General features: G+C 62.5%; 18 protein-coding genes. 7 read left to right on the top strand and 11 right to left on the bottom strand.

Going from position 1 to position 18,295, the window contains the following annotated elements:
* Positions 1 to 10: 10 nt before the first annotated feature.
* The 3 genes from H162_RS0113100 to H162_RS34000 form a co-directional block, all read right to left on the bottom strand.
* Positions 11 to 1,426, bottom strand: coding sequence for a TolC family protein (locus H162_RS0113100; RefSeq protein WP_040787267.1), 1,416 nt, complete (start codon positions 1,424 to 1,426; stop codon positions 11 to 13).
* Positions 1,423 to 1,800: a hypothetical protein gene (locus H162_RS34005; RefSeq protein ID WP_156885590.1), complete on the bottom strand. Its 378-nt coding sequence runs from the start codon at positions 1,798 to 1,800 to the stop codon at positions 1,423 to 1,425. The genes H162_RS0113100 and H162_RS34005 overlap by 4 nt, the downstream gene beginning before the upstream one ends.
* A 102-nt stretch (positions 1,801 to 1,902) precedes the next feature.
* Positions 1,903 to 2,334 (bottom strand): hypothetical protein, encoded by a 432-nt coding sequence (locus tag H162_RS34000; protein ID WP_156885589.1) that lies wholly within the window; start codon positions 2,332 to 2,334, stop codon positions 1,903 to 1,905.
* Positions 2,335 to 2,733: 399 nt separating this feature from the next.
* Here H162_RS34000 and H162_RS30765 point away from each other — a divergent pair, with 399 nt between their 5' ends.
* Positions 2,734 to 2,931: a DUF305 domain-containing protein gene (locus tag H162_RS30765; protein ID WP_169444483.1), complete on the top strand. Its 198-nt coding sequence runs from the start codon at positions 2,734 to 2,736 to the stop codon at positions 2,929 to 2,931.
* Positions 2,900 to 3,184: an ISC system 2Fe-2S type ferredoxin gene (gene fdx, locus H162_RS30760; RefSeq protein ID WP_051109927.1), complete on the top strand. Its 285-nt coding sequence runs from the start codon at positions 2,900 to 2,902 to the stop codon at positions 3,182 to 3,184. Before H162_RS30765 ends, fdx begins: the two co-directional genes overlap by 32 nt.
* 362 nt (positions 3,185 to 3,546) lie before the next feature.
* On the opposite strand, the gene H162_RS33995 is transcribed toward fdx, so the two are convergent.
* From H162_RS33995 to H162_RS0113060, 6 genes are all read right to left on the bottom strand, one after another.
* Positions 3,547 to 3,723: a hypothetical protein gene (locus H162_RS33995; protein WP_156885588.1), complete on the bottom strand. Its 177-nt coding sequence runs from the start codon at positions 3,721 to 3,723 to the stop codon at positions 3,547 to 3,549.
* A gap of 372 nt (positions 3,724 to 4,095) precedes the next feature.
* Positions 4,096 to 4,470 (bottom strand): hypothetical protein, encoded by a 375-nt coding sequence (locus H162_RS0113080; protein ID WP_020653924.1) that lies wholly within the window; start codon positions 4,468 to 4,470, stop codon positions 4,096 to 4,098.
* 56 nt (positions 4,471 to 4,526) lie between these two features.
* A complete protein-coding gene (locus H162_RS0113075; RefSeq protein WP_020653923.1) occupies positions 4,527 to 7,625 on the bottom strand; it encodes an efflux RND transporter permease subunit in 3,099 nt (1,032 codons plus the stop codon).
* 4 nt (positions 7,626 to 7,629) lie between these two features.
* On the bottom strand, positions 7,630 to 8,748 hold the full coding sequence (locus H162_RS0113070; RefSeq protein WP_026354586.1) for an efflux RND transporter periplasmic adaptor subunit: 1,119 nt from the start codon (positions 8,746 to 8,748) through the stop codon (positions 7,630 to 7,632).
* Position 8,749: 1 nt separating this feature from the next.
* A complete protein-coding gene (locus H162_RS30755) occupies positions 8,750 to 9,304 on the bottom strand; it encodes a hypothetical protein (RefSeq protein ID WP_040787264.1) in 555 nt (184 codons plus the stop codon).
* Complete coding sequence (locus H162_RS0113060; RefSeq protein WP_051109926.1) at positions 9,301 to 10,530, bottom strand: TolC family protein; 1,230 nt, start codon at positions 10,528 to 10,530, stop codon at positions 9,301 to 9,303. Before H162_RS0113060 ends, H162_RS30755 begins: the two co-directional genes overlap by 4 nt.
* 304 nt (positions 10,531 to 10,834) lie before the next feature.
* Between H162_RS0113060 and H162_RS0113055 the strand changes: the two genes are divergently transcribed.
* From H162_RS0113055 to H162_RS0113035, 4 genes are all read left to right on the top strand, one after another.
* Positions 10,835 to 10,993: a hypothetical protein gene (locus tag H162_RS0113055; protein WP_156885587.1), complete on the top strand. Its 159-nt coding sequence runs from the start codon at positions 10,835 to 10,837 to the stop codon at positions 10,991 to 10,993.
* Between the two features lie 461 nt (positions 10,994 to 11,454).
* Positions 11,455 to 12,066, top strand: a complete 612-nt coding sequence (locus H162_RS0113050) for an HD-GYP domain-containing protein (RefSeq protein ID WP_020653918.1) — start codon at positions 11,455 to 11,457, stop codon at positions 12,064 to 12,066.
* A 295-nt stretch (positions 12,067 to 12,361) separates the two neighbouring features.
* Positions 12,362 to 14,782 (top strand): heavy metal translocating P-type ATPase, encoded by a 2,421-nt coding sequence (locus tag H162_RS0113040; protein ID WP_084677007.1) that lies wholly within the window; start codon positions 12,362 to 12,364, stop codon positions 14,780 to 14,782.
* 739 nt (positions 14,783 to 15,521) lie between these two features.
* Complete coding sequence (locus tag H162_RS0113035; protein ID WP_020653915.1) at positions 15,522 to 15,761, top strand: hypothetical protein; 240 nt, start codon at positions 15,522 to 15,524, stop codon at positions 15,759 to 15,761.
* 796 nt (positions 15,762 to 16,557) lie between these two features.
* Here H162_RS0113035 and H162_RS0113030 read toward each other — a convergent pair.
* Together H162_RS0113030 and H162_RS0113025 are read right to left on the bottom strand one after the other, a co-directional pair.
* The gene (locus H162_RS0113030) at positions 16,558 to 17,490 is read right to left on the bottom strand and encodes a fasciclin domain-containing protein (protein ID WP_026354585.1); all 933 of its coding nucleotides are present in this window, start codon (positions 17,488 to 17,490) and stop codon (positions 16,558 to 16,560) included.
* Between the two features lie 30 nt (positions 17,491 to 17,520).
* Positions 17,521 to 17,976 carry a fasciclin domain-containing protein gene (locus H162_RS0113025; RefSeq protein WP_026354584.1) on the bottom strand — a complete coding sequence of 152 codons (456 nt, stop codon included), beginning with the start codon at positions 17,974 to 17,976 and terminating at the stop codon, positions 17,521 to 17,523.
* A gap of 158 nt (positions 17,977 to 18,134) precedes the next feature.
* Here H162_RS0113025 and H162_RS35575 point away from each other — a divergent pair, with 158 nt between their 5' ends.
* A complete protein-coding gene (locus tag H162_RS35575; protein WP_020653912.1) occupies positions 18,135 to 18,266 on the top strand; it encodes a hypothetical protein in 132 nt (43 codons plus the stop codon).
* Positions 18,267 to 18,295: the final 29 nt, after the last annotated feature.

Here is an 18,295-nt window from a genome sequence, read left to right as displayed (position 1 = left end):
TAATCCTTGTTTAATGTTCGGGGGCGGCTTCGGCGGAAGCGCTTGCACTTAACGAGATGGACGAACCGCCTGTACCGCTGATGGCGGCCTGCAGATCCGTTTCAGCGATCCAGTAATCGCGCTGGGCGTCGATGGCAGCATTCACGCCCGTAATCTGTGCGCGTGCATCGGCCAGCAACTCGAATACGCTCATGAGCATGCCGTTGTAGCGAAGCAGGGTCTCTTCGGAGATTTTCTTCCGTAGCGGAACAATCTCGTCCCTGTAGTGCCTGGCGACGTCATAGCTTGTCCGGTAGGCCGAGTAGGCTTCACGCACCTGCGACCTGGCGACGGTCGCGGTATTGGCGGTGCGGTGGACCGACTGCATGTAGATCGCTTCGGACTTTGCGATACGCGCGCCGCCCCAGTCGAAGATCGGGAGGGCCAGTTCGATTTCATAACCGTTTTCTCGCGGGGAACCGGACTTGCTCGAGTTGACGTAACCGGCATCGAGCACATTGATCACCCCGGTCGCTTTCGACAAGCCCAATGCGCGCGCCGTGGATTCCGTCTCCAGTTTCGCCAGGCGCACGTCGAGCCGCTGCTGCATCGCGAGTGCTTCGATATTGCCGACGTCACGCGGAGCGGCCGGGAGGTCCGGGAGCTTGTCGGGGAGTCGAAAGGCCGTATTGGAACCCCATACGCCCATCATTCTGGAAAGCTGTTCGCGTGCAGCGGTAGCGTTATGGCGCGCACGGGCGAACTGCGCGGTGGCCTCGGCGGAAAAAGCCTGTTCGCGGGCCTGATCGAGAGCACTGAGGTTCCCGACCTTGGCCATTCGCTGCGCCAGCTCGGCGCTCGCCTGGGCCGCTTCGCGAACCTGTTCCGCATAGCGCGCCGACTGCACCGCTGCGACTGCGGCGAAGTAAGCCTTGCGCGTGTCGGCTGCCAGGCGAACGGCGTCCGTCGCCGCCACCAGCTTGGCGCTTTCAAAACGGCGCGATTCGATATCCCTGCGGATTGGAATGGTCAGCAGGCCGACGAGATCGAACATGACGCTGCGCTCGATCTCTTTCTCGTCTCCGCCGGACAGGCGGCTGAAGCTGAAGCCCGGATTGCTCATGCGTCCGGCCTGGACCAGGTCGGCCTCCGCCACGCCCAACTCGGCAAGCGATGCGCGCAGGCCGCGATTATTGATCAGGGCTGCCCGCACCGCATTGTCAGCGGAGAGCGGTTGCTTCAGCAACTGGGCAAGCTCGGCCTGGGCAGCTTCGCTATCGGCGGTTCCTTTTGGAAGGCGAACGTCCTGGCCGGTACGCTCTGCAGTCATTGCAGAGACGGCATCGAGACCACCGTCGTTCGAGAACGTGGCGCAACCGCTGAGTACAAGAACCAGTACACCTGTGGAAATGGCGCGCAACGAAGAAGTAGAGGGCTTTGTTGTCATTGATCTGTCTTCGCCTGGTGGTGTTTGCTGTGGTCCGCAGGTGCAGGGCTCGCCGGCGTCGCGGGCTTCGCCGGAGCGGCCGGCGGCGCAGACGCGCCATGTGCCTGGCCGCTCTCTGCTCCGTGATGAGCACCGTGTCCGGCGTGGCCTTGAGAGCGGGCGACTGCCTCATTGGCCGCACGCCAGGACTTGTCGGGCGTTGCCTGGGTGTCTTGCACCAGCGGCGAATAGCCGGCGATCGCTGACTCGTACACGGTCGGCGGTACGACAACGTCGGGGTCGGCCGGATCAGCCGCGCGATGGGATTGCTGGGCCTGTGCAGCAAACGGCACAGCCAGCACGGCGCCAATGGCGGCCCAGAGCTTGAGTTTCATGATTCATCCTCAAAATCGGTAACAGGGCATGCGCATGCACGCATGTAGCTCAAGAGGCGTAACAACGGCGGTAAGGAACGCCGAAATCAGCTCTTGTTTCGATTAAGCGGATTGATGCCGGGGAGGGCGCTGCAGGCCGTCCGGAATGAAACCTGCGACCAAGTCAGCAGGCGACACGACGACGGCATCAGAGCCATCGAGCACAGGAAGAGGAAGATTAGTCGAAGGGGGAGCTACTGCGCCGACGCAGAAGGCCGAGCAGGCACTGCATGAGGAATGCGACTGCTTCTCGATCTTTCCTACAGGCGAATGGGCGTCGGTCGCGGAATCAGCGGTGTCGCTGGCATGCCGGTCAGCGTGGTGAGCATGGGCATCGGCGACAAGGTCGTGGTGCGAGAGGTCGAGACCGATCGGAGCCTGGGCATCCTGATGATGAACCGGCGCGCAAGACATGCTGACCGCCGCGGCGACCGCATGGAGCGGGAGCACGGCCATCAGTATCCAAACCAGAAATGTCTTGAGCATGCGGTTCATAGGTGATTCAGTATAGCACGACAAATTTCGCTCGGTAACGTGCTTGAGGCTGTTCAAAGTCAGGCAAAACGTCACTACAAATAGCGAATCCTCCTGCCGGCTTCGTTTAACATGAAGGATGTACAGACAAGGCGCGTCAGCGCACAGCATGTCATCGCAGACTCCTCACGGAATGATCGGGGTGCGCCGATTTTTTTGGCAGCACGCCGATCAACTGGGGGAGGAGAGGAACATGAAGAAAATAGAACGGCGGTATGCGCTTGTCACGAGCGCCTTAATGCTAGTTCTTAGCACGGCCGGAATATCGTTTGCGCAGTCTGAGCAGCATGCCCAGCATGGAGCCGCGGGAACGTCGGCATCCCATCAACACGATATGGGGGCCACGAAATGATGCAGACCATGCACGACATGCACCAGAAAATGTCGAGCATGCCGACGACGGGCAATCATGACCACGATTTTGCGATGATGATGCGATCCCACCACCAGGCCGGCGTCGATATGGCGAGGGCACAGTTGAAGAACGGCAGGGACCCGCAGCTTCAAAAAATGGCAAGGAAAATGATTGCTGACCAAACGAAGACTGGATATCTGTGATGCCCTGCTGGACAATCACATCGACATCGAGCACGCATGTGGCAAGGTCGGGGCCTGCACGACATGCCATGTCATCGTGCATGAAGGTTTCTCATCTCTTGGCGAGGCTGGTGAAGATGAGGAGGACATGCTCGACCGTGCGTGGGGAGTGGAGCAGCGCTCGCGACTTTCGTGCCAAGCCATCGTCGCCGATACCGACCTGACGGTAGAGATACCTCGGTATTCCTTGAACCACGCGAAGGAAAGCAGCTAGGCCGGTACGCGCACCGTGATTCTGGTCGGAGAAGAGACCGCGGCCGAAAAATTTTCAGCCGCTTAAACCGATCCGACGCTTGTATCGACCCAGATAGATGAACGAACTTATGGATATAGTTGTCTCTGAAGAAATGCTCGGTTTCGTTGTTGTTGCTAGCGCGCTCATCGGTGTCTGCGCTGCTGGTTTTGTCGCATACTCGGGGATCCAGCGACGTCGCCAGAAGCAGGGGGGCAATCGCCGTTATCCTGGGCGCGGCATGCGAGGCGGTCGTAAATCCGACGCGGCAAACAGGAAGAGGCCGGAGCGTTAGCGCTTCGGGACCTGAAGGGCGTGAGCCAAACAAAAAGGCCGCATCCTGATCATGCTACGACTTTAACCAGGCGTCTCGTGCGATCCTTTACTCGAACGTAAACTTTGTCGCCTGTCTGCAGCGCCATCTCCTGATCGACCGCAGCGATCATTTTTTGTGCATGTGTGCCATGGATGCGATATTTCACATAGGAAAATTTGGCATCCGCCATGTCGCGGACAGACAAGGTGTGTCGGCAGTCAATAGAACTTCGGCCTGCTGCGGCATCGACATCGAGGTTGAGGACTGTTCCGATGCGCCAGCCATCGCGATGGGCATTTGCCTTCGTACAGCGTCGTGCATCCAGCAGAGAAACACACCAGTGTCACGATGATGAGCTTACGAGCGAAGTTCATGTTGATCCTCCGATGAGTTGCGTACCTGGACCAGGATCGACCTTGCCATCCGATGGTGCTGCTTGTCTGGCGCGGGACGGTGCTTTGTGCTTTTGTGCGGACGCGATGCCGCAACCAACACCACGCAGTAGTATCTCCCGTGACAGGACAGTGCCGGTCGAGGGCAAGATACGGTATCCGCATCTTGCCCCGAACGCGGCCCCTTACTTGATCGCGAAACGGATCGTCCTGGTGCTCTTGTCCGGGAAGGTGATCGCAGCCACGACCTTTGCGCCGGACGCCAGCTTGGCATCGCCCTTGGCGACCAGCATGTTGCCGCTGCCCGCTTCCAGCGGCACCTCGGTCTTTTCCTTGCCGTTCAGGACCGTCAGCTTGCCGCTCATGCCGTCTACCGGCAAATCACGACCGTGGTCGTCGACATAGATGGTGGCCTTGCCGTTCTTGTTCACCAGTTCGAACGACAGGTCGCCCGCGGTGCGGACGACGCCACCGTGCTTTGCGGCGCTTTCGTGGGCCAGCGCCGCGGTCGGTGCGGCCACGGCCAGTACCATGGCGGCCACTGCAAAGAATTTTTTCATGGTTTTTCTCCAGTATGCGCGGCGACTCAGTCGGGCGTCGCCGCGTGCCCGTTTCTCTAGAATCCTTCGGTATGCCTCTCGGCGACCAGCGCCTCCAGCGGCTTGCGCCCGACCAGCCAGAAAATCAGTGGCGTGAGCAGCGAGTCGAGGATCGTCGAGCTGATCAGTCCGCCAAAGATCACGACCGCCACCGGGTGCAGGATCTCCTTGCCTGGCGCATCGGCCGTGAACAGCAGCGGGGTCAGCGCAAACGCGGCAACCAGCGCCGTCATCAGAACCGGCGTGAGGCGCTCCAGCGAACCGCGCACGATCATTGGCCAGCCGAAGGTCTCGCCCTCGAACTTGCACAGGTTGATGTAGTGGCTGACCTTGAGGATGCCGTTGCGTGTCGCGATGCCCGCCAGCGTGATAAAGCCCACCATCGACGCCACCGACAGCGAAATACCCGCGATCCACATCGCCACCACGCTGCCGACCAATGCGAACGGGATGTTTCCCATGATGACGGCCGCCAGAGTCGCCGAGCGGTAGCGCGAGTACAGCACCAGGAAGATCAGGGTCAGCGAGGCCAGCGACAGGCCGGCGATCAGGGCCTGGGCCTGCTCCTGCGCCTGGAACTGGCCCTCGACGCTCACGAAATACCCGCCCGGCAGCGCGGTCTGCGTCACCGCCGTGCGCACGTCGCCGATGATGCGCGACATGCTTGAGCCATCGGTGTTGGCGTAGACGACGATGCGGCGGCGGCTGTTCTCGCGGCCGATCTGGTTCGGGCCGTCGCCTTCCTCGATGATGGCGATGTTCGACAGCTGCACCGGACCGGTCGGGCTGTCGAGCATCAGCCTGGCCAGGTCCTGCGGCGAGCGGTTCGCGTCCGGCAGGCGCAGCACCAAGTCGAAGCGGCGTGCGCCGTCGATGACCTGGGTCACCTGCATGCCTTCGGTCAGGGCCTGCATCGAGCCGAGCACCTGGCCCGGCGTCAGGCCGTGCTGCGCCGCCTTGCGGTAGTCGACCCGGACCTTGACCTGCGGGATCAGGACCTGGCGCTCGACCGAGAGGTCGACCAGTCCCGGTACGCCGGACAGGCGGGTGCGCAGGCTGTCGGCCAGTCCGCGCAGGGTGTCGATATCGTCGCCGTAGATCTTCAGCGCCACCTGGGCGCGCACGCCCGACAGCAGGTGGTCGAGCCGGTGCGAGATCGGCTGACCGATCGCTACCGAAGCAGGAATCACCGACAACTGGTTGCGGATGTCGGCCATGATCGCCTCGCGGTCGCGCTCGGACGCTTTCAGGTCGACGTCGATCTCGGACGAGTGCACACCCTCGGCATGCTCGTCGAGCTCGGCGCGTCCGGTGCGCCGCCCGACAGTGATCACTTCGGGCACCTGCTTGATCAGGTCTTCCGCCAGCGCGCCCATCCGGTTAGCCTCGGCCAGCGAGGTGCCCGGGATGAAGGTCATGCCCATCACCAGCGACCCCTCGTTGAAGGCGGGCAGGAAGGTGCGCGGGAAGAAGGGCACCGAGGCCGCCGCCGCGAGCACCGCGACCAGGGCGACTGCAAGCACCGGCTTGATCCGCTTGAACGACCAGTCCAGCACTGCCGTATCCCAGGCTTTCAGGCGCCGGACCACGGGGCTGTCGTCGTGCTTGAGGCGCTTCATGCGCGGCAACAGGTAGTAGGACAGCACCGGCGTGACCGTCATCGACACCAGCATCGAGGCCAGGATGGATGCGATATAGGCGACGCCGAGCGGCGCGAACAGGCGCCCTTCGATGCCGGGCAGCGCGAACAGCGGCACGAACACCAGCACCACGATCACGGTGGCGTAGACGATTCCCGAGCGCACTTCGACCGAGGCGTGCCAGACCACTTCCAGCACCGGGGGACCGCCGGGGGCGCGCTGCTTGAGCCTGCGCACGATGTTCTCGACGTCGACCACGGCGTCGTCCACCAGTTCGCCGATGGCGATCGCGAGGCCGCCCAGGGTCATGACGTTGATCGACTGGCCGAACAGCTTGAACACGATGGCAGTGAGGGCCAATGAGAGCGGAATCGCGATCAGCGAGATCGCGGTGGTGCGCGCGCTCAGCAGGAAGGCGAACAGCACGATGGCGACCAGGATGGCGCCGTCGCGCAGCGCCTCGACCACGTTGCCGATCGAGGATTCGATGAAGTCCGCCTGGCGGAACAGCACCACCGGCGCCGCCAGCCCGGCTGGCAGGCCTTGTTTCAGCTCCCCCAGCGCCGACTCGATCTGCCCAGTCAGGCGCACCGTGTCGGCGGCCGGCTGCTTCTGGACGCTCACGATGACGGCGGGCTTGCCGTTCATGCCGGCGTCGCCGCGCTTGAAGGCGGCCGCGTAGCGAACGCTGGCGACCTGCTCGAGCAGGACCGGCACCCCGTCGCGGGTGGTCACGGCGAGGCCTTTGACATCCTCCAGGCGGGTCGTGCGCCCCAGGTTGCGGATCAGGTATTCGCGGCTGTTCAGGTCGACGAAGCCGCCGCTGGTGTTGGCGGCGAAACCGCGCAGGGCATCACGCAGCTGTTCCAGCGTGATGCGGTGCTGAGCCATGCGCGCGACGTCCGGCTCGACCCGCAGCTGGCGCACGTCGCCGCCGATCGGAATGACCTGCGAGACGCCGGGAATCGACAGCAGGCGCGGGCGCAGCACGAAATCGGCATACTCGCGCGCCTTCATCGGGTCGGTCTTCGCGACGTCCACCGGCAGGGCGATCAGCATGATCTCGCCCATGATCGAGGAGACTGGTCCCATGATCGGGGTGATTTCGGCCGGCAGCTGTTCCTTGACCAGCGCCATGCGCTCGGCGACCAGCTGGCGGTTGCGGTACGGGTCGGTGCCCCAGTCGAATTCAGCGTAGACGATCGACAGCCCCACACCGGAGACCGAGCGCACGCGCGAGACGCCCGGCATGCCGTTCAGCGCGGTCTCGATCGGGAACGAGACCAGCTGCTCGACTTCCTCTGGTGCCATGCCGCCGGCCTCGGTCAGTACGGTCACGACGGGCTTGTTCAGGTCCGGGAACACGTCGACCGGCGTTTGCCAGGCCGTGAACGCGCCGAAGAACATCAGCAGCAGGGCGGCGGCGAGAACGAACAGCCTGTTGTTCAGGCTGGTACGAACGATAGTATTGAACATGGCGTTACCGGATCTGGTTGATCAGGGCGGCGCCATCGACCACGACCCGGTTGTCCGCACTCAGTCCCCTGGTCACCACGACTGTCGCCGCGTCGAGCGCCGTGGCCTCGACCGGCTGCGCGATGAAGCGCTGGGCACCGGACTTGATCCACACGACTGTCTCGTTGGCCTGGTTGCGCACCAGGGCGGCGGCGGGCAGGGCGATGCCCTTGACCGTGGTGCGCAGGCGGACAAGTACCGTGACCGGCTGGCCCACTGCCAGCGGCATGCCCTCGCCCTGGGCTCGGAAGTTGAGAGGCAGGGCGCCGTCGCGCAGCGTACGGGCGCCGCCGATCAGGTGCAGCCGGGCCTGCGGCGCCTGGACCAGCACGGCGCTGCCGATCTGGCCGGCGAGCGTGACGTCCGGCGTCATGGCCTCGACCAGCAAGCGACGCGGATCGACGATCTCGTACAGGAGTGTGCGGGCATCGACGATCTGGCCGGTCAGCACGTGGGCGCTGGCGATGACGCCGTCGGCGGTGGCGACGACGTTCTCGGCCCCGGCCACCGACGCGCCGATGGCCTTTTCGCGGCCGATCGTGCCGGCCAGTTCCGCCCTGGCGGCCTCGATGTCCTTGGCCGGCACCGTGCCTTCCAGCTTTTGCAGGCGCTGCACGCGGCGTTCCAGCAGGTCCCGGTTGGCGCGCAGCTCGGCCAGGGCGGCCTGCTGGTTGCCGCGCTCGACGGCGCTGGACACCGGATGCAGGCGCGCCAGGACCTGGCCCTTGCGCACCGTCTGGCCGACCGCCGCCAGGCCATTCGGGCCCGGCGCGACCTGTCCGGCAAACGGGGCCTGCACCCGGCCGCCCGCATTCGGGTCGATCGCGGTCCGGCCGTTCAGCTCGACGGTCAGTGGGTGGTCGCCGTCATGCACCATCACCGTGCGGATCGCCATGCGGCGCTGCGCGAGTTTCGGCACATTCACGCTGCCGTCGGGCAGGCGCGCCAGGCCGCTGGCCGTGGTCGTGGCCTGGCCGTCGAGGTGTTCGCCACTGGGGCCGTGCGCGCCGGGCGATGCGTTCACGGCGGCGATCGAGGCGGCCACCGCGAGGCCGGCCGCAAATTGACTGTAACTAGTCTTCATCTTATTTCCCCGATACGAGCTTACTGCGGCGCACAAGGGCAATGGCGGCGATGGCCAGCAGCAGCGTGATGGCGGCGGCGAGCCATAGCCATGCGCGACCGCCGCCATGTTCATGGCCATGGACCTGTACGGCGCTTACCTCGAGCGTGCCCTCCAGCAGGTCGCTCTCATCCCCAGAGACGAAGGTGAACAGCAGCGCATGCTTGCCCGGAGCCGAGAGCGCCTTGAGCAGCTTCGGTTCGTCGATCGAGTAGTCGCCGAGGTCGGCGTGGAATTTGGCGTTGGCCTTCTGGCCCTGATACTCGACTTCGAGCTTGCCGTTAAGGACCGGCTCGTTGGTCTCGTAGCGGTCGACCAGGATCGACAGTTCGCCACCTGACAGGTGGCCGACCAGCTCGAACAGCTCGCTGAAGGTTTCAATGCGCGGTACCGTGCCGACCGTGGCGGTGGCCGCCGGTCCGTCGAGGTGCTCGCCGTTCGGGCCGTGTGCGCCCGGGGAAGCGCACGCCGGCAGTGCGAGCGCCAGCGTCAGCAGGGTTGCCAAAAGTGCTTTCATGGAAGTATTCCTAATGCCTGGTTGAGTCGGGAATGCGCCTGGCCGAGCTGGGCGCGCCGCTGGCGTACCGATATGTCGGCCTCGTGCGCGAGTGCCTGCGAGCGCAGCAGTTCTGCGAGCCCCCGTTCACCCTCCTTGAAGGCGGTTTCAAGAAGCTGGGTGTGTTCGCGCATGGCGGCGGCGCGCTGCGTGGCCGCTGCGAGCGCGGCTTGGGCGGTGGTCAACTGGCGTCGTGCGACATCCGCCTCGGCGGTCACGCTGGCTTCGGCTTGCGCTGCTTCCGCCGCTGCGCCGGCCAACTGGGTGGCCGCGAGGGTTTCGACCGGACGGTTGCGTGCCTGGCTGCCGAGCGGGATCTGGACTGCGACGCCGATGCTGCGGTTCGGTTCGGTGAAGTTGCTGTCGCGCTCACGGCGCACCGACAGCGCGACGGTGGGAGGCGGATGACGCGAGGCCGTGGCAACGGCCAGATTGGCCTGCGCCCGCTGCAGGCTGGCCCGTGCGGCCTCGATGCGGACGTTGCGGGGTTGCGGTTCGCCGACCGGCTCCGGATCCAGCGGCGGCAGGTCGTCGTAGCCGGTCAGCACGCGGAAGCGCGCTAGCGCCTCGTCGAGCGCGTCCTGCGCAATGAAGACATCGTTCTTGGCTGCAAGCAACTCCTGGCTGGCCAACAGGCCGTCGCTGCGTGCCAGATCGCCGGCCTTCACGCGGCGCAGCACTTCCTCGGTGAGGGCTTCGAGATGGTGGACGTGGTCGCGTTTTTCGGACAGGACTTCGCTTGCCGTTGCCGCCTCCCACATGCGGGCGCGGACTTCGCCGGCGATCGCCAGGCGCGCATGCGCAAGCTGTGCTTCGGTCTCCTCGATCGAGCGCGAGGCCAGCAATTCGCGCGCCGTCTTTTGCCGGGGCAGCCAGACAGACGCGGCAAGCGACATCTCGGTGTCGCGCTCGCCGCGCTGGTCGGTCCAGCGATCGGAACGCTGCGACAGGCCGAGGGTCGGTGCTGCCGCGATCCAGGACGCCGCATTCTCGCGCGCAGCGCTCGATTCGTCCTGGCGCGCGTGCTGGGTCTGGACCAGCGGCGAACGCTGCCAGGCGCTTTCGACTGCGGCGCGCAGGCTTGGGGCGCCGTGTTGCGGGGAGGGCTGCGCCGCGCCCGCTATCATGGGCAGGGACAGGGCAAGGCAGGCCCCTAATAATGCTGAGCGCAAGTGAAATGTGCGCATTGGGTACTCCGTCAAGGTGATGTCAGGTTCACCGAGGGGAGGACGCGAATAGCATTAGGACGCCATCATCGATGTCGTCCGAAGTGCCACGGGTCCCCTCGGACAGTCAGCCGAGGGACGAAGCAGGAGGTCTGTGGGGACAGTCGAGGTGAGGGTCGGGAGGGAACTGTACTGGCTCCACGACAATAAACGTGCATGGAGCGTCGTTCAGCATTGCCGGAATGTAAGGCACCGGCGACCAGGCGGAGTGGGTGGATGCCGAATGGTCGATGGCATGCTGCACGGAGTCGTCGGAGTCGTCGTAATGGATCGATCCATCGTCGTCGTGGTGATGCTGAATGCCGTGATCGTGCTGCAATTCGTGTGCGATCCCCGCGGACAGCAGTTGGCCGCCCTGCAGCGCGAAGCTTTGCAGGGGAAGACAGATCAACAGCAGAAGGCAGAAGAGTTGTCGCACGTATAGGTACCTGAAGGCGCGGATTATAGCAGGATGGTCTGTTTGTAGCGGTGCTTTCAGCCAAAACTGCTAAACCGAGTTTGGCACCGTGGCCTGAAGAGTGAGTACGGACAGGGTGGCAAAGGCGACACGTAAGGTTATTGTTCCTGCTAGTTTTGTGATAGTCGTTCCAACAGGCGCGCGCCCAATGTCCGTTTACGTCTGCTGAAGTAGGCCTGGGACGAACGATGAAGTAAAAGTGTGAATCCGCAGATTAATGAAGATCTTGAACTCTTCGTGAAATTCTTGCCCTGACACGTAGGCCGTCACAAGCCGCCTTCCTCACCATGCCATGCTGCCGCTGTGGGCGCCACTGTTGCGTCTCACCCGATGCCGCGCTGTGTTCTGTCCGGGGCGAAGCGTTCAGCTGCGAAAATTGCCTGCTGAGCCAGGGCAATTCGTCTCACGATCGGGATATCGTTAGCGACGTGTCCGCCAAATTTACCGAGACCCTGGCTGCCACGCTCGATGTACGTGAGCACGAAACCGGTCAGCACTCCAAGCGCGTCGCTTGCCAGACGCAAGTGCTCGCTAGGCGCTTTACCAGTGATCCCGCCGAGCTCAGGCAAATCTATTGGGGTTCACTCTTGCATGACATCGGCAAGATCGGCATTCCGGACGCCGTTCTGTTAAAGCAGGGGCCGCTCGATGAGGCAGAGTGGAAAGTCATGCAGTCGCATGTCGAAGTGGGCTACAAGCTGCTCGCTGCTCTTCCCGGCATGGCGTATGCGGCGGAGCTTGTCCTCAGCCACGAGGAACGCTTCGACGGACATGGCTATCCGCGTGGACTGGCCGGCAGCGACATTCCTTTCGGCGCGCGGCTGTTCGCCGTCATCGACACACTGGACGTAATGACATCCGACCGCCCCTATCGCGTAGGCCTGAGCTTCGAGGCGGCAAAAACGGAAATCTGCCGGCAGTCGGGCAGGCAGTTCGACCCGATAGCCGTGGAGGCGTTTCTTGCCGAGGAAGATATTTTGCGGAAAATGGTCGATCTCAAGTGCAGCACCCAAGACCCGGCACCGCGTGTGCCAACTTGATGAGGAAATGCGGGTTCGCCCGGCTACTTGTTTCTCCTTCTCTCTTGTGCGGGCATCGTGGCTTTGCCTCCCTTCGGCAGCGCGTCGCCGAGTACGCCGGGCAGTACATTTGCGAACATGAATGCCGCGGTGGACTCGTGCATCAGACCACTAGGCTGGACCTTGGCGCGGCGCGAGCCTTCCGGTGCTTGGGCCGGGTAGACGGCCTGGACGTCGCCTTCTTCGCGAATTTTGCTTGACCTTCCCCTTGTTGGAAGGCTTAAAGTGAGTCTGATTCTTTCTTGATGGAGCTGCCATGAAACATGTAGCTCAGAGTCATTCCAATCACGAACATGCACACGGACATGGCCTGCCTCTGTCCCCGACGCCGGGCCGTGCCGGCGACCACGGCAGCGTGGCCGGGGCGGGGGGCCAGGAGGCGCCATCCGGTAACGCGGACAAACCCTTCACCGATCCGGTTTGCGGCATGCAGGTCGCGGACAGGCCGGATCGGAAGATCGAACATGACGGACGGATCTACCATTTCTGCAGCGCCAAATGCATGGACAAATTCAGGGCCGGCCCCTCAGCCTACGCAGGAGAGGAAGCGCCGGCCGTCGCGCCGGCCGCTCCCGCCGGTACGGTCTACACTTGCCCGATGCACCCGGAGATTCAGCGGGCAGGGCCGGGAACCTGCCCGATCTGCGGCATGGCGCTCGAACCGGCGATGCCTTCGCTGGAAGAGGAGGAGAATCCTGAGCTGGCCGACTTCCGGCGCCGGTTCTGGTGGACGCTGCCGCTGACCGTCGCGGTCACGGTGCTCGCCATGGCGGGGCACCGGCTGTTCACCGGCGGATTGTCGTATCAAAGCTGGATTGAATTCGCCCTTGGCACGCCGGTCGTGCTGTGGGCAGGCTGGCCGTTTTTCGTGCGTGGCGCGCAGTCAGTCCGCAACCGCAGCCCCAATATGTGGACCTTGATCAGTACCGGGGTGGCCGCCGCTTACGGTTACAGCGTGGTCGCGACGATTGCTCCCGACCTGTTCCCTGCGGCATTCGGCATGCACGGACGCATCGGCGTCTACTATGAAGCCGCGGCCGTGATCATTTCCCTGACCTTGCTTGGCCAGATCCTCGAATTGCGCGCTCGTTCGCAGACCTCGGCCGCGATCAAGTCCCTGCTGGGCCTGGCGCCGAAGACGGCCCGCCGCATCCGCGCCGACGGCGGCGAGGAGGATGTGGAACTGACGCAGGTGTGCGTCGGCGACCGGCTGCGGGTCAGGCCGGGCGAGAAGGTGCCGGTCGACGGCACCGTCATCGAAGGCGAAAGCGCCATCGACGAGAGCATGCTCACGGGCGAACCGCTGCCGGTCACGAAGCGTCCGGGCGACAAGGTGTTCGGCGCGACGATCAATGCCAGCGGCAGCCTGGTCATCCAGTCCGAGCGCGTGGGCTCGCAGACGATGCTGGCGCAGATCGTGCAAATGGTCGCGAGCGCACAGCGCTCCCGCGCACCGATGCAGCGGCTGGCGGATGTGGTGGCCGGCTACTTCGTGTCGGTGGTCGTCTTGCTCGCACTGCTCACGCTCCTTGGCTGGGGACTGTTCGGGCCGGAACCGAGCTGGGTGTATGGCTTCGTGAACGCGGTCGCGGTGCTGATCATTGCCTGTCCCTGTGCGCTGGGCCTGGCCACGCCGATGTCGATCATGGCGGCAACCGGACGCGCCGCCATTCAGGGCGTGCTGTTTCGGGACGCCGCGGCGATCGAAGCCATGAGGAAGGTCGATACCCTGGTCGTGGACAAGACCGGTACGCTGACGGAAGGAAAACCCGCTTTCGACCGGGTTGCGGCGGTTTCCGGACAGCAGGAGGAGGAGGTGCTTCGCGTCGCCGCAAGCCTCGACCAGGGCAGCGAGCATCCGCTGGCGCACGCGATCGTGGCCGAGGCGAGAAAACGCGAACTCGCGCTCGACAAGCCCGAGCGTTTCGAGTCGTCCAGCGGTATCGGGGTGCGCGGCCTGGTGGGAGGTGAGCGCGTCGCGCTGGGAAACACGGCCTTGATGGAAGCCGACGGGGTCGACTGGACGCCGCTGCGGCACACCGCGGAGGAACTGCGGCGGCTCGGTGCCAGCGTCATGTACCTTGCCCGCAGCGGACGCCTCATGGGACTGATCGCCGTTTCGGACCCCGTCAAGGAGACGACGCAGGAGGCTCTGACGGCGCTGCGCGATGCTGGAATCAAGGTCGTCATGGCAACGGGGGACGGTGTCACTACCGCCAGGGCGGTGGCGGCGCGCCTCGGCATTACCGATGTGTACGGCGAAGTGAAGCCGCAGGACAAGCTGGCGCTGGTCGAGCGGCTGCAGCGAGAAGGCCGTGTCGTCGCCATGGCCGGGGACGGAATCAACGATGCCCCGGCGCTGGCCAGGGCCGATGTCGGTATCGCGATGGGAACCGGGACCGATGTCGCGATCAATTCGGCCCACGTCACCTTGATCAAAGGCGACCTGCGGGCCATCGCCCGGTCACGCCTGCTGTCACAGCAGACGGTACGCAATATGCGGCAAAACCTGGGATTCGCTTTCATCTATAACGCGATGGGCATACCTTTGGCGGCCGGCGTCCTGTACCCAGTCACAGGGCAGTTGCTCTCACCGATGATTGCAGCGCTTGCGATGAGCTTGAGCTCGGTATCGGTGATCGCGAATGCACTTCGATTACGGAGCGTCCAGGTATAAAACTGGGGCAGGCCGACTAAGCCGCAGCTATTGGTCACGTAAGCTCATCAATACAAAATAAAATTTGATCATTCACAAGGTAGATAGAGACAGTCGAGCGCACTTTTTCGCCCTAGGTTCGACGGACACCGCCTCCGCCAAGATAATTGTTTTAGAGAAATATTTAACATTCAAGAGGCCCGCTGCACTACGAGTGCAGCGGGTTTTTTTGTTTCTGCAGGCATAAGAATGTGTCATCAATACGAATCCCATGTTCTCCGCTGGATTCGCCATCAGACCGGCCTTGTTGCACAAACCAAGTCGGACGGCACGGTGTTGGGGTTCCAGTATCAGCACAGATGAGCCTATCGCGAGCGTCGGTGGCGACGGCGCCTATGACACAAAAGGTTGCCATGAAGCCATCGCTAACACTGGGGAAAGCAAGGTCTATGGCCGAAAGTCTACACAAATGATTGCGATAAAGACAAGTATCACTGTAGTATTAAGCTGACCGCTATGCTCGGAACGTTGCCGTTGAAAACTGATTCTGTTAAGGACGGCAATGGCGCGAGCAGACGGCAGGCCCCGTTCCGTTATCGGCTAGGAGTAGGCTTGCGATCATAGCCATCAGGTCTATGCCAACGCAATTCGACGCCGACAAACCGATCCTTGCTAACGTCGTGGTTGCTCTCGAGTGGCAGAATCCTACGTCAAAGGCGAGGAAAATGCGTAAAGACATTTACGTCAAGGAGAGAAGCAAATGCGTGCTACTGAACTGAAGGAGTACAACCCAATCGCTGAATTCTTCGCCCGCATCGGCTTCGGTGCCAGGGAGATCGTGACGGCCAGGGAGATTGCAGAGCAGGAACTGGAAGATTCGAAGATTGCGCTGCTCCAAGCCGAGCGCGATAAGGAAGCTGCGACCTGCGAGGTCGAGAAACTGAAGATGCGTGTGCGCCGTCTGGAAGGCACCTTGCGCGACAACAGGTCTGGGGGCTAAGTGGCTGGCTGATCGTTAGCGATCAGCCACGATCGACCATCACCGAATATCATTGAGGAGTTAAGAAAAGGCTGGCTTGAAAGACCCTAAAACCATGGTAATGGGAGCCGCGCAAGTGGTGAAACGTATTGCCAGCTTGTGGGCCTGTTCGTTTTCACCTCGCCATTTCACATAAGTGAGGTACAGGACGCTGCCAACGGCCCTGGCGCTGCCTTGCAGAGACACGGAGAGAAGCGAATCGATGTGGATAGAAATGTGGGTAAATTCGCAGAATCCGTTTTCTTCATAGGAAGAGACGGCGGGCACCGTCCGTTGAAGCAAAAATGCTCCGACTTGTGAACTAGAAATGCCGCTTGGCGGGGAAGGGCGGACCGGCGGGGATCAGTGGTTGAAGGAGCCTTGAGGGTATGAGAAAGGGTACCGGATGGGGTGAGGGGATGAAGAACCCGGAATCCATGCGGCTTCCAGACCGCAATACGAATCCCACCGCCTCCGCCAAGACACTGTTTTGGGGTAACCTTAAACAAGCGAGAAACCCGCAGCACGATGAGTGCAGCGGGTTTTTTGTTTCTGGAAGTCCAGGAATGCGTGATCAAGACGAATCCCGCGCGCTCCGCCAGCTTCGTCAGCTCCAGGCCTCGGCACCATGCTGGACCTGTAGACCTCATACAATGATGGGGTTGGTGTGTTCATCCGTAGTGGACCTGAAAAAAAAAGCGCCACTGCAACGTGGCGCAAATGGGCAACATCACACTCGAACAGCGAGGCCGCCCGGAGCAGAAGGCAGGCGCATTTACTATGGTGCCGGCAGGAGCACCTTGTCGATGACATGGATCACGCCATTGGAGGCGAGGATGTCGGTGGCAGTGATATTCGCCTTGCGGCCGCGCCGGTCCGCGACGGTGAGCGTCGAACTCACTTCGAAGGTTTCGCCTTCGACGGTCTTGATCGGCGTGTTGACCGGGACCTCTGCTTTCAACACGAGCGCCGGCACCACGTGGTAGGCCAGCACTTTGGTCAGCAGCGCCTTGTCAGCCAGCAATTGATCTTTTGTGAGCCCCAACTCGTTCAGCAGTGCCGCAAATGCCGCGTTCGTCGGCGCAAACACCGTGAAGGGACCGGGAGCGCTGAGCGTGTCAGCCAGGCCCGCGGAAGTGACCGCCTCGACAAGGATGCTGAAATCCGGGTTGGCCGCGGCCGTTTGCACGACGTTCTTGTCAGCCGGCAGAAGCACCTTGTCGATGGCATGAATGACGCCGTTGGAAGCTGCGACATCGATCAGGACGATCCTGCTGGTGCGATTGCGCCCGTCGGTGACGACCAGGTCGGCACCAGGCTTGTCCACCTTGAAGAAGCCGCCGCCCACCGGGGTGATGGCTTTACCCAGCGGCACTTGGCTGCTGGGCACATTCCCCGACACGACGTGGTATTTCAATACCGCCGTCAACAGCGCCCTGTTGCCGAATAACTGGTCCTTGGTCACGCCCAGCTCGGCAAGCAGGGCCGAGAATGCGTCATTGGTCGGGGCAAGCACCGTGAACGGCCCGGGCCCGGTGAGGGTGTCGGTCAGGCCTGCCGTCTGGATGGCTTCGGCGAGGATGCTGAAGCGGGCATCGTTTTGCGCCACCTGCACGACGTTGCGCGGATGATCATCATCGTCCCCGCCGCCACAGGCCGTGACCGACGCGATCAGCAGGATGCCCACGATTTCTTTTATCCATCGAAACATGACATGTCTCCCATTCACGCTGCTGCCGGGCTATTTCGGCATCAGTACCGTATCGATCGCGTGGATGACGCCGTTGTCGGCAGCGACGTCGGCGCTGACCACAGTCGCCTTGTCGACGTGGACCTTGCTGCCATTAATGTTGAAAGACAAAGGACTGCCCTGTACCGACATGACCGACCCTGGCTTGATATTGGAAGCCATGACCTTGCTTGGCACCACGTGGTAGGCCAGCACCTTGGCCAGCGCAGCTTTGTCTTTCATCAGGGAATCCAGCTTTGCCTTGGGCAGCTTCGCAAATGCCTCGTCGGTTGGCGCGAAGACGGTGAACGGACCCGGGCCTTTCAGGGTGTCGATCATTCCAGCGGCTGCCACCGCCTTGACCAGCGTCGTGAAATTACCTGCGGACTTGGCAGTGTCGACAATGTCGGCTGCTTGCGCGCCGCCGCAGGACAACGTAACGGCCATAACAAACCAGAATTTCTTCATTTCATGCTCCTTGGTGAATGGTGGAATGAACCGGATGAACCGGCGATGCACGTACTTCATGGTCCAATATAGAACTGTGAACCGTACATGTCTAGGATTTACAGTATTTAATGGGGTGATGAAGGTTCAAAGGCGGTTCGCTGTAAATAGTCAAATTGATGAGCGACCCGCAGAAGTTCGTGTGCTGGCACGATCAGGAGCACACGCACGGCAGCCTGAAATTCGTGATGCAGGCGCAGCGCCACACCGGTCGGGATGCAGCGATTCTGGCGCGCCGCGAGACGGCCTAGCGGGACGCCAGGAACCGCAATCCGGGGCG

This window comes from Massilia niastensis DSM 21313 (assembly GCF_000382345.1).
In the GTDB taxonomy this organism is placed as follows: Bacteria; Pseudomonadota; Gammaproteobacteria; order Burkholderiales; family Burkholderiaceae_D; genus Telluria; species Telluria niastensis.
The sequence above is the reverse complement of the archived record's forward strand: the minus strand, read 5'-3'. Positions and strand labels throughout refer to the sequence as shown.

What these genes read in the sequence shown, in the direction of transcription:
- H162_RS0113100 (WP_040787267.1), bottom strand. Translation starts at nt 1,426, where the DNA reads ATGACAACAAAGCCCTCTACTTCTTCGTTGCGCGCCATTTCCACAGGT.
- H162_RS34005 (WP_156885590.1), bottom strand. Translation starts at nt 1,800, where the DNA reads ATGAAACTCAAGCTCTGGGCCGCCATTGGCGCCGTGCTGGCTGTGCCG.
- H162_RS0113030 (WP_026354585.1), bottom strand. Translation starts at nt 17,490, where the DNA reads ATGTTTCGATGGATAAAAGAAATCGTGGGCATCCTGCTGATCGCGTCG.
- H162_RS30755 (WP_040787264.1), bottom strand. Translation starts at nt 9,304, where the DNA reads ATGAAAGCACTTTTGGCAACCCTGCTGACGCTGGCGCTCGCACTGCCG.
- H162_RS0113055 (WP_156885587.1), top strand. Translation starts at nt 10,835, where the DNA reads ATGGATCGATCCATCGTCGTCGTGGTGATGCTGAATGCCGTGATCGTG.
- H162_RS35575 (WP_020653912.1), top strand. Translation starts at nt 18,135, where the DNA reads ATGAGCGACCCGCAGAAGTTCGTGTGCTGGCACGATCAGGAGCACACG.
- H162_RS0113070 (WP_026354586.1), bottom strand. Translation starts at nt 8,748, where the DNA reads ATGAAGACTAGTTACAGTCAATTTGCGGCCGGCCTCGCGGTGGCCGCC.
- H162_RS0113025 (WP_026354584.1), bottom strand. Translation starts at nt 17,976, where the DNA reads ATGAAGAAATTCTGGTTTGTTATGGCCGTTACGTTGTCCTGCGGCGGC.
- H162_RS30765 (WP_169444483.1), top strand. Translation starts at nt 2,734, where the DNA reads ATGCACGACATGCACCAGAAAATGTCGAGCATGCCGACGACGGGCAAT.
- H162_RS0113060 (WP_051109926.1), bottom strand. Translation starts at nt 10,530, where the DNA reads ATGCGCACATTTCACTTGCGCTCAGCATTATTAGGGGCCTGCCTTGCC.
- H162_RS0113040 (WP_084677007.1), top strand. Translation starts at nt 12,362, where the DNA reads ATGAAACATGTAGCTCAGAGTCATTCCAATCACGAACATGCACACGGA.
- H162_RS0113080 (WP_020653924.1), bottom strand. Translation starts at nt 4,470, where the DNA reads ATGAAAAAATTCTTTGCAGTGGCCGCCATGGTACTGGCCGTGGCCGCA.
- H162_RS34000 (WP_156885589.1), bottom strand. Translation starts at nt 2,334, where the DNA reads ATGAACCGCATGCTCAAGACATTTCTGGTTTGGATACTGATGGCCGTG.
- H162_RS0113075 (WP_020653923.1), bottom strand. Translation starts at nt 7,625, where the DNA reads ATGTTCAATACTATCGTTCGTACCAGCCTGAACAACAGGCTGTTCGTT.
- H162_RS0113035 (WP_020653915.1), top strand. Translation starts at nt 15,522, where the DNA reads ATGCGTGCTACTGAACTGAAGGAGTACAACCCAATCGCTGAATTCTTC.